13 protein-coding genes are annotated in these 14,913 nt (G+C 60.5%); 3 read left to right on the plus strand and 10 right to left on the minus strand.

The window, feature by feature from the left end:
• Window positions 1-73 precede the first annotated feature (73 nt).
• The 3 genes from HBN98_RS18705 to HBN98_RS18715 all read right to left on the minus strand — a co-directional run bounded on the left by HBN98_RS18705 (window position 74) and on the right by HBN98_RS18715 (window position 2,756).
• Window positions 74-1,432 (minus strand): 8-oxoguanine deaminase, encoded by a 1,359-nt coding sequence (locus HBN98_RS18705; RefSeq protein ID WP_083367098.1) that lies wholly within the window; start codon window positions 1,430-1,432, stop codon window positions 74-76.
• 261 nt (window positions 1,433-1,693) lie between these two features.
• Entirely contained in the window at window positions 1,694-2,380 is a 687-nt protein-coding gene (locus tag HBN98_RS18710; RefSeq protein ID WP_083367097.1) for an SDR family oxidoreductase, read from the minus strand.
• Between the two features lie 25 nt (window positions 2,381-2,405).
• Window positions 2,406-2,756 (minus strand): MerR family transcriptional regulator, encoded by a 351-nt coding sequence (locus HBN98_RS18715; RefSeq protein WP_083367096.1) that lies wholly within the window; start codon window positions 2,754-2,756, stop codon window positions 2,406-2,408.
• Window positions 2,757-2,839: 83 nt separating this feature from the next.
• On the opposite strand from HBN98_RS18715, the gene HBN98_RS18720 reads away from it, so the two are divergent.
• Entirely contained in the window at window positions 2,840-3,271 is a 432-nt protein-coding gene (locus HBN98_RS18720) for a hypothetical protein (RefSeq protein ID WP_083367095.1), read from the plus strand.
• 91 nt (window positions 3,272-3,362) lie between these two features.
• Here HBN98_RS18720 and HBN98_RS18725 read toward each other — a convergent pair whose 3' ends face one another.
• From HBN98_RS18725 to HBN98_RS18755, 7 genes are all read right to left on the minus strand, one after another.
• Window positions 3,363-4,289: an ABC transporter permease gene (locus HBN98_RS18725; RefSeq protein WP_083367094.1), complete on the minus strand. Its 927-nt coding sequence runs from the start codon at window positions 4,287-4,289 to the stop codon at window positions 3,363-3,365.
• Window positions 4,289-5,395 carry an ABC transporter permease gene (locus tag HBN98_RS18730; RefSeq protein ID WP_064585840.1) on the minus strand — a complete coding sequence of 369 codons (1,107 nt, stop codon included), beginning with the start codon at window positions 5,393-5,395 and terminating at the stop codon, window positions 4,289-4,291. The genes HBN98_RS18725 and HBN98_RS18730 overlap by 1 nt, the downstream gene beginning before the upstream one ends.
• Window positions 5,396-5,408: 13 nt before the next feature.
• Window positions 5,409-6,968, minus strand: a complete 1,560-nt coding sequence (locus HBN98_RS18735) for an ABC transporter ATP-binding protein (RefSeq protein ID WP_083367093.1) — start codon at window positions 6,966-6,968, stop codon at window positions 5,409-5,411.
• Window positions 6,969-7,571: 603 nt separating this feature from the next.
• Window positions 7,572-8,153, minus strand: a complete 582-nt coding sequence (locus tag HBN98_RS18740; RefSeq protein ID WP_083367092.1) for an IMPACT family protein — start codon at window positions 8,151-8,153, stop codon at window positions 7,572-7,574.
• A 7-nt stretch (window positions 8,154-8,160) separates the two neighbouring features.
• Entirely contained in the window at window positions 8,161-8,811 is a 651-nt protein-coding gene (locus tag HBN98_RS18745) for a TetR/AcrR family transcriptional regulator (RefSeq protein WP_064585843.1), read from the minus strand.
• Between the two features lie 87 nt (window positions 8,812-8,898).
• Window positions 8,899-10,287: a uracil-xanthine permease family protein gene (locus tag HBN98_RS18750; protein ID WP_083367091.1), complete on the minus strand. Its 1,389-nt coding sequence runs from the start codon at window positions 10,285-10,287 to the stop codon at window positions 8,899-8,901.
• A 131-nt stretch (window positions 10,288-10,418) separates the two neighbouring features.
• On the minus strand, window positions 10,419-11,339 hold the full coding sequence (locus tag HBN98_RS18755; protein WP_064585845.1) for a LysR family transcriptional regulator: 921 nt from the start codon (window positions 11,337-11,339) through the stop codon (window positions 10,419-10,421).
• A 138-nt stretch (window positions 11,340-11,477) separates the two neighbouring features.
• On the opposite strand from HBN98_RS18755, the gene aptA reads away from it, so the two are divergent.
• Together aptA and HBN98_RS18765 are read left to right on the plus strand one after the other, a co-directional pair.
• Window positions 11,478-12,827, plus strand: a complete 1,350-nt coding sequence (gene aptA, locus HBN98_RS18760; protein WP_064585846.1) for an omega-aminotransferase AptA — start codon at window positions 11,478-11,480, stop codon at window positions 12,825-12,827.
• Window positions 12,828-12,903: 76 nt separating this feature from the next.
• Entirely contained in the window at window positions 12,904-14,397 is a 1,494-nt protein-coding gene (locus tag HBN98_RS18765; RefSeq protein WP_083367090.1) for a CoA-acylating methylmalonate-semialdehyde dehydrogenase, read from the plus strand.
• Window positions 14,398-14,913: the final 516 nt, after the last annotated feature.

Below are 14,913 nucleotides of genomic sequence, written 5' to 3' on the forward strand. Positions count from 1 at the left end.
ATTTTGATTTTCAAAAAACAAGATCAAAAGATCGCAGCCTTCGGCAGCTCCTACAGGGTTTCATCGGCGGGGATCAGCTCCCGGCAATCAACTGCCGAGCCGCCTGGCTGTGATCGGTGATCAGGCCTTTGAGGTCCAGCCCTTCAACCTGGCCGTCAACCACACGCCACTTGCCGCCAATCATCACCCGATCTGCGCGATCCGCACCGCACAACAACAGTGCCGAGATCGGATCATGGCTGCCTGAGAAACGCAGCTCATCGAGCTTGAACAGCGCCAGATCCGCCTGCTTGCCCACCGCCAGTTCACCAATGTCGGTACGGCCCAACAGGCTCGCCGAACCTTTGGTGGCCCAGCCGAGTACGCGTTCCGGGGTGATCTTCTCGGCGCCGTAACGCAGACGCTGGATGTACAGCGCCTGCCGCGCTTCAAGGATCATGTTCGACGCATCGTTGGACGCCGAACCGTCCACACCCAGACCAAACAGCGCGCCGGCATCGGTCAAGTCGATGCTCGGGCAGATGCCGGAAGCCAGGCGCATGTTCGAACTCGGGCAATGGCAGATACCGGTGCCGGCCTGGCCGAGGCGGGCGATTTCGTCCGGGTTGAAATGGATGCCGTGGGCCAGCCACGTACGCGGGCCGAGCCAGCCGACGCTGTCCAGATAATCCACGGTGCGCAGGCCGAAGCGCTGCAGGCAGAAGTCTTCTTCGTCGAGGGTTTCCGCCAGGTGCGTGTGCAGGCGGACGTCGAGTTTGTTCGCCAATTCGGCGCTGGCCGACATGATTTCCGGGGTCACCGAGAACGGCGAGCACGGCGCCAGCGCGATCTGGATTTGCGCACCGTCGCCGCGCTCGTGGTATTCGTGAATCAGGCGCTGACTGTCGTCGAGAATCACCTGGCCTTCCTGCACGGTCTGCTGCGGTGGCAGACCGCCGTCCTTCTCGCCGAGGCTCATCGAACCGCGGGTGAGCATGGCGCGCATGCCCAGTTCGCGCACGGTTTCGACTTGCACGTCGATGGCATTTTCCAGACCGTCCGGGAACAGATAGTGATGGTCGGCGGCGGTGGTGCAACCCGACAGCAGCAACTCAGCCAGCGCGACTTTGGTGGCGAGGGCGAGTTTTTCCGGGGTCAGCCGCGCCCACACCGGGTACAGGGTTTTCAGCCACGGGAACAACGGCTGATTGACCACCGGCGCCCAGGCGCGCGTCAGGGTTTGATAGAAATGATGGTGGGTGTTGATCAGGCCCGGCAGGATCACATGCTCGCGGGCATCGAACACTTCATTGCACGGCGCGGACGGTTGCTGACCGGCTGCCAGCACTTCGACGATGACACCGTCTTGCAGCACCAGACCGCCACGGGCATCGAGCACATTGGCCGTGAAAATGGCGAGGGGATTTTTTAACCAGGTACGGGTCGCAGGCATTGTGGCCGGCTCCTCTGAAAGTGGGTTCAGGGTTGCCAGCTCAGTGTTGCCCTGTCTGCTGATCCAGGGTCGCCGCGAAGGACGAGGTGCGCAGTTTCAAACAAATCGCCGGATCGGGCAAGCCCGACCCGACAGCCAACGCATCACTCCCTGTAGGAGCTGCCGAAGGCTGCGATCTTTTGATCTTGAAAAAACAAATCAAAAGATCGCAGCCTTCGGCAGCTCCTACAGGTATGTGGGGATTTCAGAGGTCTTGTGTGCTTACCAGGGAATGGTTTCACCCTTGTAGTTGATGAAGTGATGCCCGCCCTTGCCGGTATACGCATTCACCTGATCAATCAGCCCCCGCGTGCTGGTCTCGACATCCAGGTCAGCGCCTTCACCGCCCATGTCGGTCTTCACCCAACCCGGATGCAGCGACAGCACGGTGAGTTTCTGCTCGCCCAATTGCGTGACGAAACTGTTGGTCATCGAGTTCAGTGCAGCCTTGCTCGCCTTGTACAGCGCCAGCTCCGGTGCGTCGGGTATCGTCACGCTGCCGAGCCCGGAACTCATGAACGCCAGCACGCCGCTGCCGTCGCGGATCTGCCCGACGAAGCGTTGCGCCAGGTTGATCGGTGCCACCGCGTTGGTGAAGAACAACTGGCCGACTTCTGCCAGCGTCGCGCCACCCGGGGTCTGCACCTCCGGGCCTTTGACCCCGGCGTTGACGAACAGCAGGTCGAAGGTTTCGCCTTTGAGCTGTTGGCTCAGGGCGATCACGGCTTGCTGATCATCCATGTCGAGTTTCTCGATGCGCACCTTGCCCAGCGCTTGCAGTGCCTCTGCCTTCTGCGGGTTGCGCACGGTCGCGGTCACTTGCCAGCCATCGGCCAGCAGGGTTTTCACCAGCCCGAGGCCCAAGCCACGGGAGGCGCCGATGATCAGTGCGTTTTTTGCCTGGGACATGACGGGATTCCTTGAAGGTTACGGTTCACGGATTCAATGGACACGCCTGACCGAGCCGTTGTTGCAACTCTCGTCGCAATACATCGAGTTCGCTCATGCGGGTTTCGATCAATTGCAGTTTGTCACGCAGCAGTTGCGCCACGGCATTGTCTGGGGCGGGGGCGTTCCACAACGCGCCAACGCTGTTGCCGATCTCGCCGAGGGTAAACCCCAGACGCTGCGCCGTTTTGATGTAGAGCACCAGTTGCACCATCTCCGGCGGATAGTCGCGATAACCATTGGCGCTGCGTTGCGCTGAGATCAATCCGCGCTCTTCGTAAAAGCGCAGTGTGTCACGACTGACATCGCAGGCCTGGGCTAACTCACCGATGCGCATCTTGCAGATCTCGAAAGTGTTTGACCTTGGAGCATACTCCAGGCTTTAGCGTGGTTGCTCCCTGAATTTTCGGAGCAAGGATGATGTGGACTTCAACGCAGTATCGGCAGTTGGTGCGCGGCAGTGCCTGGTATGACTTGATCGTGACGGCGGCGTTTGTCACACCTTGGAGTTTTGCTGTGTTGCATGGGTTGCTGACGACGCTGAGTCAGGCGCTGGAGCTACCCGGCGAGCTGCCGCTGTTCGAACCTGCGCATCTGTTGATGGCGAATCTGTTCGGTTCGGTGGTGTGCATGTGGGCGGTGCTGCGGATTCGTGATCCGCAGCCGGTTTATGGGCGTTATGACGCGGTGACGCGATTTCTGTTCGCAGCGTGGATGGCGTATGCCCTGGCCCACGGCGCCAGTTCGTTGGTGGTGGGTTTTCTGGTCCTTGAACTGGTGTGGGGCATTGCCCAGGTACTGCCGATCCGTGGCGAGGGAGCTTGCTCCCGCTCGGCTGCGCAGCAGTCGTAATTCCTGAGTGCGAGGTCTTCCAGACTCAATGTTGAGGGCCGCTTCGCGCCCCAGCGGGAGCAAGCTCCCTCGCCACAGGTTTTGGGTGTGCCTAATGCCCGGCCTGCCACGGCTGCCCCAGTGATACCGGTGCATACAACCGAGTCCGCACCGCATCCCGCGACAACAGCACTAACACCACAATCGTCGCCACATACGGCAGCATCGCCAGCAGACTCGACGGAATCGCCAGCCCCAGCCCCTGCGCCACCAGGTGCAGGATGCTGGCGAGGCCAAACAGGTAAGCCCCGAGTAACAGGCGCCACACCCGCCAACTGGCAAACACCACCAGCGCCAAGGCGATCCAGCCGCGCCCGGCGGTCATGTTCTCGGCCCACATCGGCGTGTACGCCAACGACAGATACGCCCCGGCCAACCCGGCCATCGCCCCGCCAAACAACACCGCCAGGGTGCGCACGGTCAGCACCGACAACCCCATCGCACTGGCCGCATCCGGGTTTTCGCCGACCGCCTGAATGATCAGCCCGACGCGGCTTTTGATGATCACCCACGCCACCAGCGCAAACAGGGCGAACGACAGGTACACCAGCCAGTCCTGAGCAAACAGCGTCCGCCCGATCAGAGGGATCTCACTCAAGTACGGAATCGCCAACGGCTCGAATCCGGCCAGCGGCTTGCCGACCCACGCCGCGCCGACAAAGGTCGACAGCCCCACACCAAAAATCGTCAGCGCCAGGCCGGTCGCCACCTGATTGGCATTGAACACCAGCGCCACCAGGGCAAACAACGACGACAACAGCATCCCCGCGAGCATCGCCAACAACACGCCGAGCCACAGGTTGCCGCTGTTAAGCGCGACGATAAAACCGATCACCGCGCCAAACAGCATCATCCCTTCCTGGCCGAGGTTGAGCACGCCGCTCTTCTCGCAGATCAGCTCACCCAGCGCCACCAACAGCAGCGGCGTGCCGCAACGCACCATGGCGTAGAAAATATTGCTCAACAGATCGATATCCATCACAGCGCTCCGGCGGTTACGGCGGTGGTCGAGGTGCGCCGTGCCCAGCGCAGTTTCAGGCGTGGCCGATAGAGGATCAGCACGTCGCAGGCCAGCAGGAAAAACAGCATCATTCCCTGAAACAGCTGGGTGATGGCTTGCGGCAGGTTGAGGGTCATCTGCGCGTTCTCGCCACCGATGTACAGCAGCGCCATCAGCAGGCTTGAGAACAGAATGCCAAGCGGATTCAACCGGCCGAGAAACGCCACGGTGATTGCCGCGTAGCCGTAACCCGGCGACACCTGCGGCACCAGTTGGCCGATCGGCCCAGTCACTTCGCAGACCCCGGCCAGCCCGGCCAAGCCACCGCTGATCAGCAGCGCGAGCCAGATCAGGCGCTTCTCGCGAAAGCCGACGAACCCCGCCGCGCGCTTGTCCAGCCCCAGCACTTTGATCTGAAAACCGACGAAGCTTTTCTGCAGCAACACCCACACCGCGACCAGCGCGAGCAGGGCGAAATACACCCCGGCGTGCACCCGACCATCCTCCATCAGCAACGGCAGACGACTGGCGTCGCCGAACATCGCTGACTCGGGAAAGTTGTAGCCGGCCGGATCCTTCAACGGCCCGTGCACGCAGAACAACAGCAGATTCAGCGCGATGTAATTGAGCATGATGCTGGTGAGGATTTCGTTGGCGTTGAAGCGCGTGCGCAACCACGCCGTCAGCCCGGCCCACGCGGCGCCGGCGAAGGTCCCGGTGAACAGAATCAGCACCAGCGCCCAACGGCTTTGCATGTCGATGATGTTCACCGCCAGCGCACTGCCGGCGAGTGCCCCGAGCAGCAGTTGACCTTCGGCGCCGATGTTCCAGATTCGCGCTTGATAAGCCACGGCCAGGCCCAGTGCGCAGAGCAGAATCGGCAGCGCCTTGACCAGCAGTTCGGAGACGCCATAGCCATCACTGATCGGGGCAATCAACAGGGTGTGCAAGGTTTGCAGCGGATCATGGCCGAGGGCGATGAACAGCAGCGAGCCGCAACCGAGGGTCAGCGCCGCCGCCAATAATGGCGAGCACCAGAGCATCAGGCGCGATTGCTGGCCACGGGGTTCGAGGGAAAGCAGCATGTTGAAAACTCCGTTAAACCGTGGCGTGTGGTTGAGGGGCATCGAACTGGCCGGCCATCCAGCCGCCGACGTCGCTCAGCAGGGTGTCGGTGGTGTTTTGCAGGGGCGACAGGCGTCCGGCGCACAGGGCGCCAAGTCGGTCGCTGATCTGGAACAGTTCGTCGAGGTCTTCGGAAATCACCAGAATCGCCGCGCCGGCATCGCGCAAGGCGATCAGCGCCCGGTGAATGGTGGCCGCCGCGCCCACGTCGACGCCCCAGGTCGGGTGCGCGGCGACAAGCAGTTTCGGCTGCTGGAGGATTTCCCGGCCGAGGATGAATTTCTGCAGGTTGCCGCCGGAGAGACTGCGTGCGGTGGCCTGGCTGTCCGGGGTTTTCACACCGAAACGTTGAATGATCTGTTGGGCGAGGGCTTGGACTTTGCCACGCTCGATCAAGCCGTTGCTCACCAACCCGTGTTGAAACGCCGTGAGCAGGGCGTTGTCGGCCAGGCTCAACTCTGGCACCGCACCGTGGCCCAGACGCTCGGCCGGGACAAACGCCAGTCCGAGTTTGCGTCGTGCATCCGGGCGCAGATCCGCGACCGCTTGATCAGCAAAACGAATCGTTGTGGCGCTATCGCGGGGCAGGATTTGCTCGCCACTGAGCAGAGCGAGCAGTTCGTCCTGGCCATTGCCCGCGACCCCGGCGATGCCGACGATTTCCCCGCTGCGTACCTGCAGATTAATCTCGGCCAGCGAGCAGCCGAACGGATCGGGGTTGTGCCAACTCAAGCCGTGGACCTGTAAGTACGCCGCGCCACCGCTGACCTTCGGGTATTCGCCAATCAGTGCCGCCGCTTCGCCGACCATCAACTGTGCCAATTGCTGGTCCGAGCATTCGGCGGGGATGCAATGCCCCGCCACCCGTCCGCCACGCAACACCGTGGCGCTGTGGCACAACACACGCACCTCACCGAGTTTGTGGCTGATGAACAGAATGCTGCAGCCCTCGGCCGCCAGACGACGCAGAGTGATGAACAACTCGTCCGCTTCTTGCGGGGTGAGCACCGAGGTCGGCTCGTCGAGAATCAGCAGGCGGATGTCCTGCATCAGGCAGCGAATGATCTCCACCCGTTGCCGTTCGCCGATCGACAGGCTGTGGACCAGTCGCTCCGGCTCCAGCGCCATGCCATAGCGGCGCGACACTTCGCGAATTTTCGGCTCCAGTTGTTTCGGCGTGCCGGCCTTGGCGCCCATCGCCAGGGCAATGTTCTGCGCCACGCTGAGGGTTTCGAACAGCGAGAAGTGCTGGAACACCATGCCGATCCCCAACTGTCGGGCCTGCGCCGGGTTGCGGATATTCACCCGCTGGCCCTGCCAGAGCATCTCCCCCGCATCGGCCTGGGTGACGCCGTAGATGATCTTCATCAGCGTGCTTTTGCCCGCGCCGTTCTCGCCGAGCAGGGCGTGGATTTCCCCGGGGGCGATGCTCAGGTCGATGGCGTCGTTGGCCAGACACCCGGGGTAGCGTTTGCTGATGTGGCGCAGTTGCAGGCGCGGGGTGAGATCGTTGCTCGTAGAAGGGGTGTGCATGACAGGCTCGTCTGGCTTGGCGTTGTGCCTGTGGATAAAGCAATTTCCTGGCCATTGAGTCAGGAACGCCCGCAACGGCCGTTGCCGTGCGCCAGAGGTAGAGCCTCCCGCTCAAATTCCCTGGGTAGGCGAGCACCAATGCGGAGCAAAGCCGTTGATCCGGCTCCACTTTTGCACCGTTACAATTGGTTAAAAAACGAGCAGTCGAGCCGAACCTATGCAGAATCGGCGGCTGCGCCAGCCATGAACGGCTTATCCACAGGTTGTTCCACAGTATTTGTGCGCAAGCCGAAAAGCCGGGCATAAGCAAAGACCGCTTATCTTCTAATGGTGATAAACAGCGCTAACTATTTGTTTTTACGTGGGATTAATCTTTTTTCATGTGAATTGGACGAAAAGTGAGCAAATCGCGCAAAGCCACGTGACAGAAGGGTTACAGCGCGATGTGCTCAGGTTATCCACAGTCGGGTGCACAGTAGATGTGGGCAAGTTGTTGGAATAACGGATTTCGTCGATGCTCTAAAAGATCGCAGCCGTCGGCAGCTCCTGCAGGTCGGCGCATTCCAATGTAGGCGCTGCCGAAGGCCGCGATCTTTTGCTCTTCTAACGCTGCAGCACAATCCGCCCACGGCTCAAATCCGCCAACTGCGTTTGCAACAACTCGATCTGCGCCTCGCCCAACGCCAACTGCAACTCAACGCCATTGGCGGTGAAGTTCTCCTCCACTACCAGGCCACCCAGATCCGCCACGCGCAGCTTCACCAGCGGCAACTCGGCAAAACCGCAGGCACAGCGCAGCGGCACGCGGCTGATCAACTCGATTTTTTCCGCGTTTTGCAGGCACTTGTTCGCGCCACCGCCATACGCCCGGGCCAAACCGCCAGTGCCCAGTTGAATGCCGCCATACCAGCGGATTACCAGCACCGCGACCTGATCGCAATCCTGCGCTTCGATCGCCGCCAGAATCGGTCGCCCGGCAGTGCCGCCGGGTTCGCCATCGTCATTGCTGCGGTACTGATCACCGAGCTTCCACGCCCAGCAGTTATGCGAGGCGTTCAAGTCGCTGTGTTGCTCGAAGAACGCCTGCGCGTCGGCGGGGCTGCAGATGGGCGCGGCGAAGGTGATAAAGCGGCTTTTGCGAATCTCTTCGCGGTACTCGCAAAAACCGCTGAGGGTGAAAGGCATAAATGTCTTAAATAGTCGGGGTGAGGCCGCAGCCTTTGAGAATGATGCGGATCAGGTTGTTGCCGGCGTCTTCCATGTCCTGTTTGGTCAGCTTGCTGCGACCGCTGACGCGGCAGATCTGCGTAGCGAAGTCGGCGTAATGCTGGGTGCTGCCCCACAGCAGGAAGATCAGGTGCACCGGATCCACCGGGTCCATTTTGCCGGCATCGATCCACGCCTGGAACACGGCGGCCCGACCGGTGAACCAGGCGCGATAGTCCTGGTTGAAATACTCGCTCAGGCATTCGCCGCCGCTGATCACTTCCATCGCGAAAATCCGCGAGGCTTGCGGCTGGCGTCGGGAGAATTCCATTTTTGCGCGGATGTAGCGGGTCAGCGCTTCGGCCGGATCGTCCTCGGCCGTGAGGGTGTTGAAGGTGCTGTCCCACAACTCGATGATGTTGCTCAGCACCGCCACGTACAACCCAAGCTTGTTGGTGAAGTAGTAATGCAGGTTCGCTTTGGGCAACCCGGCATTCTGCGCGATGGTGTTCATGCTGGTGCCTTTGTAACCGTGACGGGCGAACTCGTCTTCGGCGGCTTTGAGGATGGTCTCTTCGTTCTTCTGACGAATGCGGCTGGCGGGTTTGCCGCCGTGGGCTGGGACTTCAAAGGTCATAGGCACTTCCGGTTTGTCTGTGGGTGCAACCAGTTGCGTTGATAACGCACCCACAGGCATCCGACAAGTCCTGATGCAATAAAACCGTTACGCCTGTTCGATCTTGTTCAACGCTGCTGTGGCCTCGACCGCCGAGGTTTTTGCCTCCGGCAGCAACAGGCAGAGGAAAATCGCGGTCAGGCCGCCGCTGGTGATCGCCGAATCGAACAGGTTCTGCACCAGTTTCGGCAGCAGGTGCAACAGGTTCGGCTGCGCGGCGATGCCCAGGCCGACGCCGAGCGAGGTGGCGATGATCAGCATGCTGCGCCGGTCCAGCGGCGATTGCGCAAGGATTCGCACCCCAGCCGCCGCGACGCTGCCGAACATCACCAGCGTGGCGCCGCCGAGTACCGGTTTCGGAATTTGCTGCAGCACCGCGCCGATCATGGGAAACAGCCCGAGGCAAAACAGAATCGCGCCGATGTACAGGCCGACGTAGCGGCTGGCGACGCCGGTCAACTGGATCACGCCGTTGTTCTGCGCAAACGTGGTGTTGGGGAAGGCGCTGAAGGTGGCGGCGATCATGCAGCTCACGCCATCGCCCAGCACGCCGCCGCGCAAACGGCTTATATAAGAAGGGCCGCTGATGGGCTGGCGGGCGAGCATGCAATTGGCCGTGAGATCGCCGACGGTTTCGATGGTGCTGATCAGATAAATCAGCGCGACCGGCAGGAAAGCTGTCCAGTCGAAGCTGAAACCGAACTTGAACGGTGCAGGAAGACTGATCAGCGGCAGGTCAGGCAATGCCTGCGGCACCAGTTTGCCGCTGAACCATGCGGCCAGACAGCCAAGCAACAGCCCGATCATGATCGCCGACAGCCGCACCCACGGCGTGTTCGAGCGATTGAGCAGGATGATCGTCAGCAGCACGAATACGCCCAGTGCCAGATTACCCGGCGCACCGAAGTCCGGCGCATTGAAGCCGCCGCCCAGATCGGTGATGCCAACCTTGATCAGACTGATGCCGATCAGGGTAATCACGATCCCGGTCACCAGCGGCGTGACGACCCGGCGCAACTGGCCAATGAAGCGGCTGAGAACGATCTGCACCAAGGCGCCGAAAAAACACACGCCGAAGATCATCGCCAGAATGTCCTCGGGGCTGCCGCCGCGTTGCTTGACCAGAAACCCGGCCGACAGCACAGCACCGAGGAAGGCAAAACTGGTGCCCTGCAAGCAAATCATCCCGGCGCCGATACCGAACGGACGGCGCGCCTGAATAAACGTGCCGACCCCGGAGACCATCAGCGCCATGCTGATCAGGTACGGCAAGTGCGCGGTCAGGCCGAGGGCCGAGCCGATCACCAGCGGCGGGGTGATGATGCCGACGAAACTGGCGAGCACGTGTTGCAGGGCGGCGAGCATCGCGGCCGGCGGTTGCGGGCGGTCGTCGAGGCCGTAGATCAGTTCGCTGGACGGTTCAGAATCTGGCTGCATGGCTTAAGGCTTCTTGTTGAAGGATCGGGGTTGATCCTGCTTTGCAAAAAGCTGTCCACTTGCTCAGCTTTATCGGCGAATACCCCCCAAATGTAGGAGCTGCCGAAGGCTGCGATCTTTTGATCTGGCTTTCAACGTGTCGCTGCCAGACTCTCCAGAAAGCTTTCCAGCACCAAATGAGGGCGCCGCCCCTTGCGCGTGACCGATGCCAGGCTCAGGTCATAAAAACGCGTTTGGGATTTCAACGCACGCAAGCGACCTTGCTGCACCCAAAGGCTGGCGTAATGATCCGGCAGATAACCAATGTAACGCCCGGTCAAAATCAGAAACGCCATGCCCTCACGGTCAGACGCACTGGCGGTGCAATTAAGCGCTTGGTAATGCGCCTGAATATCCGCCGGCAAACGAAACGTCGGGGCAATCGCGTCCTGACTATTAAGACGTTGGTCATCCAGTTGCCTGTCATCGACATAAAACAGCGGATGACCTACCGCGCAATAAAGCAGCGAACGCTCGCTGTACAACGGCTGATACTCCAGCCCAGACAGCGCGCTGGCCTGCGGCACCACGCCGACATGCAGGCGGCCATCGAGCACGCCTTGTTCGACTTCGTTGGGGGCGATCATGCGGATCTGGATCTGCACGTCCGGGCCACGTTCCTTCAATTGGGCCAAGGCATGGGTGATGCGCATGTGCGGCAGGGTGACGAGGTTATCGGTCAGGCCGATGATCAACTCGCCGCGCAAATGCTGGTGCAGGCCGTTGACCTCGGTGCGGAAACTTTCCAGCGCACTTAATAGCTGCAGCACCGACTGATAAACCTCGCGACCTTCTTCGGTCAGCGAAAATCCGGCGCGACCGCGTTGGCACAAGCGCAGGCCGAGGCGCTGTTCCAGATCGCTCATCTGCTGGCTGATCGCCGAGCGACCGATGCCGAGCACGGTTTCCGCCGCAGAAAAGCCGCCGCATTCCACCACGCTGCGAAAAATCCGCAGCAGGCGAATATCAAAGTCACTCACCTGGGCCAGCGGATCGGGACGGCGACTGCTCATGCTGTTGTTCTCATTGTTTAGCAGGCTTCTAACTGAAGGTTAGAAAAGTTTGATTTCACCGACTTTATCCGCGTGGCAATTTAGCTGCAACAACGCTTTCTATCTCCCTGATGCTTATGCCCTGCGAGGTTTTGCCCGATGAACATGCCTGAAACCGCTCCGTCGCCACTGGCCAGCCAACTGAAGCTGGACGCGCACTGGATGCCGTACACCGCCAACCGCAACTTCCAGCGCGACCCGCGTCTGATTGTCGGTGCCGAAGGCAGCTGGCTGTTCGATGACAAGGGCCGCAAGATCTACGATTCGCTGTCCGGTCTGTGGACCTGTGGCGCCGGGCACACCCGCAAGGAAATCCAGGAAGCGGTCGCCAAGCAACTGGGCACCCTCGACTACTCGCCAGGCTTCCAGTACGGCCACCCGTTGTCGTTCCAGCTGGCAGAAAAGATCACTGACCTGACCCCGGGCAACCTGAACCACGTGTTCTTCACCGACTCCGGCTCCGAGTGTGCCGACACCGCGGTGAAAATGGTCCGTGCCTACTGGCGCCTGAAAGGCCAGGCGACCAAAACCAAAATGATCGGCCGCGCCCGTGGCTATCACGGCGTGAACATCGCCGGCACCAGCCTGGGCGGCGTCAACGGCAACCGTAAAATGTTCGGTCAGGCCATGATGGACGTCGATCACCTGCCGCACACCTTGCTGGCCAGCAACGCCTTCTCCCGGGGCATGCCGGAGCAGGGCGGTATCGCCCTGGCCGATGAGTTGCTCAAGTTGATCGAACTGCACGACGCGTCGAATATCGCGGCGGTGTTCGTCGAACCAATGGCCGGTTCCGCTGGCGTACTGGTTCCGCCACAGGGTTACTTGAAACGTCTGCGCGAGATCTGCGATCAGCACAACATCCTGCTGGTATTCGACGAAGTGATCACCGGTTTCGGCCGCACCGGTTCGATGTTCGGCGCCGAGAGCTTCGGCGTGACCCCGGACCTGATGTGCATCGCCAAGCAAGTCACCAACGGTGCGATCCCGATGGGCGCGGTGATTGCCAGCTCCGAGATCTACCAGACCTTCATGAACCAGCCGACCCCGGAATACGCTGTGGAATTCCCCCACGGCTACACCTACTCGGCCCACCCGGTGGCGTGCGCTGCTGGCCTGGCGGCACTCGACCTGCTGCAAAAGGAAAACCTGGTGCAGAGCGTGGCCGAGGTTGCACCGCATTTCGAAAATGCCCTGCACGGTCTGAAAGGTTCGAAGAACGTCATCGACATCCGTAACTACGGCCTGGCCGGTGCGATCCAGATTGCCCATCGTGACGGCGACGCCATCGTGCGTCCGTTTGAAGCGGGCATGGCCTTGTGGAAAGCCGGGTTCTACGTGCGCTTCGGCGGTGACACTCTGCAGTTCGGCCCAACCTTCAACAGCAAGCCGCAAGACCTTGATCGTCTGTTCGACGCGGTCGGCGAAGTGCTGAACAAGCTCGACTGATTTTCCCTTCTATATATACCTGCCAATAACAGGTGCCCCTTGTGGGCGCCTGTTGACAAGAATTCAGGAGTTTTCGATGAGCGTTATCCCGCATTTGATCAATGGTGAACTGGTGACCGAGAACGGTCGCGCGGTTGATGTGTTCAACCCGTCCACCGGTCAGGCGATCCACAAGTTGCCACTGGCCACCCGCGAAACCATTCAACACGCGATCGACGCTGCCAAGGCTGCCTTCCCGGCCTGGCGCAACACGCCACCGGCCAAACGCGCCCAGGTGATGTTCCGCTTCAAGCAACTGCTGGAGCAGAACGAAGCGCGGATCTCGCAATTGATCAGCGAAGAGCACGGCAAGACGCTGGAAGACGCTGCCGGTGAACTGAAGCGCGGTATCGAGAACGTCGAATTCGCCTGCGCCGCCCCGGAAATCCTCAAGGGCGAGTACAGCCGCAACGTTGGCCCGAACATCGACGCCTGGTCTGACTTCCAGCCACTGGGCGTGGTCGCCGGTATCACCCCGTTCAACTTCCCGGCGATGGTGCCGCTGTGGATGTACCCACTGGCGATTGTCTGCGGCAACTGCTTCATCCTCAAGCCGTCCGAACGTGACCCAAGTTCGACGCTGCTGATCGCTCAATTGCTGATCGAGGCCGGTCTGCCGAAAGGCGTACTGAGCGTGGTGCATGGCGACAAGACAGCGGTAGACGCGCTGATCGAAGCGCCGGAAGTCAAAGCGCTGAGCTTTGTCGGCTCGACGCCGATTGCCGAGTACATCTACGCCGAAGGCACCAAGCGCGGCAAACGCGTCCAGGCACTGGGCGGGGCGAAGAACCACGCAGTGTTGATGCCGGATGCGGATCTGGATAACGCGGTCAGCGCCCTGATGGGCGCAGCGTATGGTTCTTGCGGTGAGCGCTGCATGGCGATCTCGGTCGCGGTGTGTGTCGGCGATCAGGTGGCGGATGCGCTGGTGGCGAAACTGGTTCCACAGATCAAGGCGCTGAAAATCGGTGCCGGCACTTCGTGCGGTCTGGACATGGGCCCGTTGGTCACCGGTCAGGCGCGGGACAAGGTCAGCGGTTATGTCGATGACGGTGTGGCGGCGGGCGCGACCCTGGTGGTCGATGGTCGCGGCTTGAGCATTGCGGGTCATGAAGATGGCTTCTTCATTGGTGGCTGCCTGTTCGACAACGTCACCCCTGAGATGCGCATCTATAAGGAAGAGATCTTCGGGCCGGTGCTTTGCGTGGTTCGGGTCAACAGCCTGGAAGAGGCGATGAAGCTGATCAACGATCACGAGTACGGCAACGGCACCTGCATCTTCACCCGTGACGGTGAAGCGGCGCGTCTGTTCTGCGACGAGATCGAAGTCGGCATGGTCGGCGTCAACGTACCGCTGCCGGTACCGGTGGCTTACCACAGCTTCGGCGGCTGGAAGCGTTCGCTCTTCGGCGATCTGCATGCCTATGGTCCGGATGGCGTGCGCTTCTATACCCGTCGCAAGGCCATCACCCAGCGCTGGCCGCAGCGTGCGAGCCATGAAGCTTCGCAATTCGCTTTCCCTAGCTTGTAACAAGTAAAGGGATGAAGAAGGCCGACCTCTAGAGATCGGCCTTCGTGTTTTCGGGCTTTTTTGACCGATATGACAGAAATATGAAAAAAGCTGTTGACGGCAGATTCCAGAGGTCTATAATTCGCCCCACTTCCGGCGCAGTCGAAACGGAAAACTCCTTGAGATTCAATGAGTTACGCAGTTTTCGACAGTGGCTCGCTTCAGTTCATCGAAGCCTGGAAGGAGTTGAAAGAGTGGTGATGTTTGGCTCTTTTAACGGTTCGATCTTCTCGGTCGAAAGCGGAGAAAAAGAGGTGTTGACAGCAGCGTGTAACGCTGTAGAATTCGCCTCCCGCTAACGAGAGATCGGAAGCGCAAGTGGTTGAAGTTGTTGAAGAAATCTTCGAAAACTTCTGAAAATAATCACTTGACAGCAAATGAGGCTGCTGTAGAATGCGCGCCTCGGTTGAGACGAAAGATCTTAACCAACCGCTCTTTAACAACTGAATCAAGCAATTCGTGTGGGTGCTTGTGGAG

Origin of the sequence: Pseudomonas koreensis, assembly GCF_012986595.1 — a bacterium.
Lineage (GTDB): Bacteria > Pseudomonadota > Gammaproteobacteria > Pseudomonadales > Pseudomonadaceae > Aquipseudomonas > Aquipseudomonas koreensis.

Bases quoted from the DNA above. Each gene is read 5' to 3' on its own strand.
- HBN98_RS18705 (WP_083367098.1), bottom strand. From the start codon at position 1,432: ATGCCTGCGACCCGTACCTGGTTAAAAAATCCCCTCGCCATTTTCACG.
- HBN98_RS18710 (WP_083367097.1), bottom strand. From the start codon at position 2,380: ATGTCCCAGGCAAAAAACGCACTGATCATCGGCGCCTCCCGTGGCTTG.
- HBN98_RS18715 (WP_083367096.1), bottom strand. From the start codon at position 2,756: ATGCGCATCGGTGAGTTAGCCCAGGCCTGCGATGTCAGTCGTGACACA.
- HBN98_RS18720 (WP_083367095.1), top strand. From the start codon at position 2,840: ATGTGGACTTCAACGCAGTATCGGCAGTTGGTGCGCGGCAGTGCCTGG.
- HBN98_RS18725 (WP_083367094.1), bottom strand. From the start codon at position 4,289: ATGGATATCGATCTGTTGAGCAATATTTTCTACGCCATGGTGCGTTGC.
- HBN98_RS18730 (WP_064585840.1), bottom strand. From the start codon at position 5,395: ATGCTGCTTTCCCTCGAACCCCGTGGCCAGCAATCGCGCCTGATGCTC.
- HBN98_RS18735 (WP_083367093.1), bottom strand. From the start codon at position 6,968: ATGCACACCCCTTCTACGAGCAACGATCTCACCCCGCGCCTGCAACTG.
- HBN98_RS18740 (WP_083367092.1), bottom strand. From the start codon at position 8,153: ATGCCTTTCACCCTCAGCGGTTTTTGCGAGTACCGCGAAGAGATTCGC.
- HBN98_RS18745 (WP_064585843.1), bottom strand. From the start codon at position 8,811: ATGACCTTTGAAGTCCCAGCCCACGGCGGCAAACCCGCCAGCCGCATT.
- HBN98_RS18750 (WP_083367091.1), bottom strand. From the start codon at position 10,287: ATGCAGCCAGATTCTGAACCGTCCAGCGAACTGATCTACGGCCTCGAC.
- HBN98_RS18755 (WP_064585845.1), bottom strand. From the start codon at position 11,339: ATGAGCAGTCGCCGTCCCGATCCGCTGGCCCAGGTGAGTGACTTTGAT.
- aptA (WP_064585846.1), top strand. From the start codon at position 11,478: ATGAACATGCCTGAAACCGCTCCGTCGCCACTGGCCAGCCAACTGAAG.
- HBN98_RS18765 (WP_083367090.1), top strand. From the start codon at position 12,904: ATGAGCGTTATCCCGCATTTGATCAATGGTGAACTGGTGACCGAGAAC.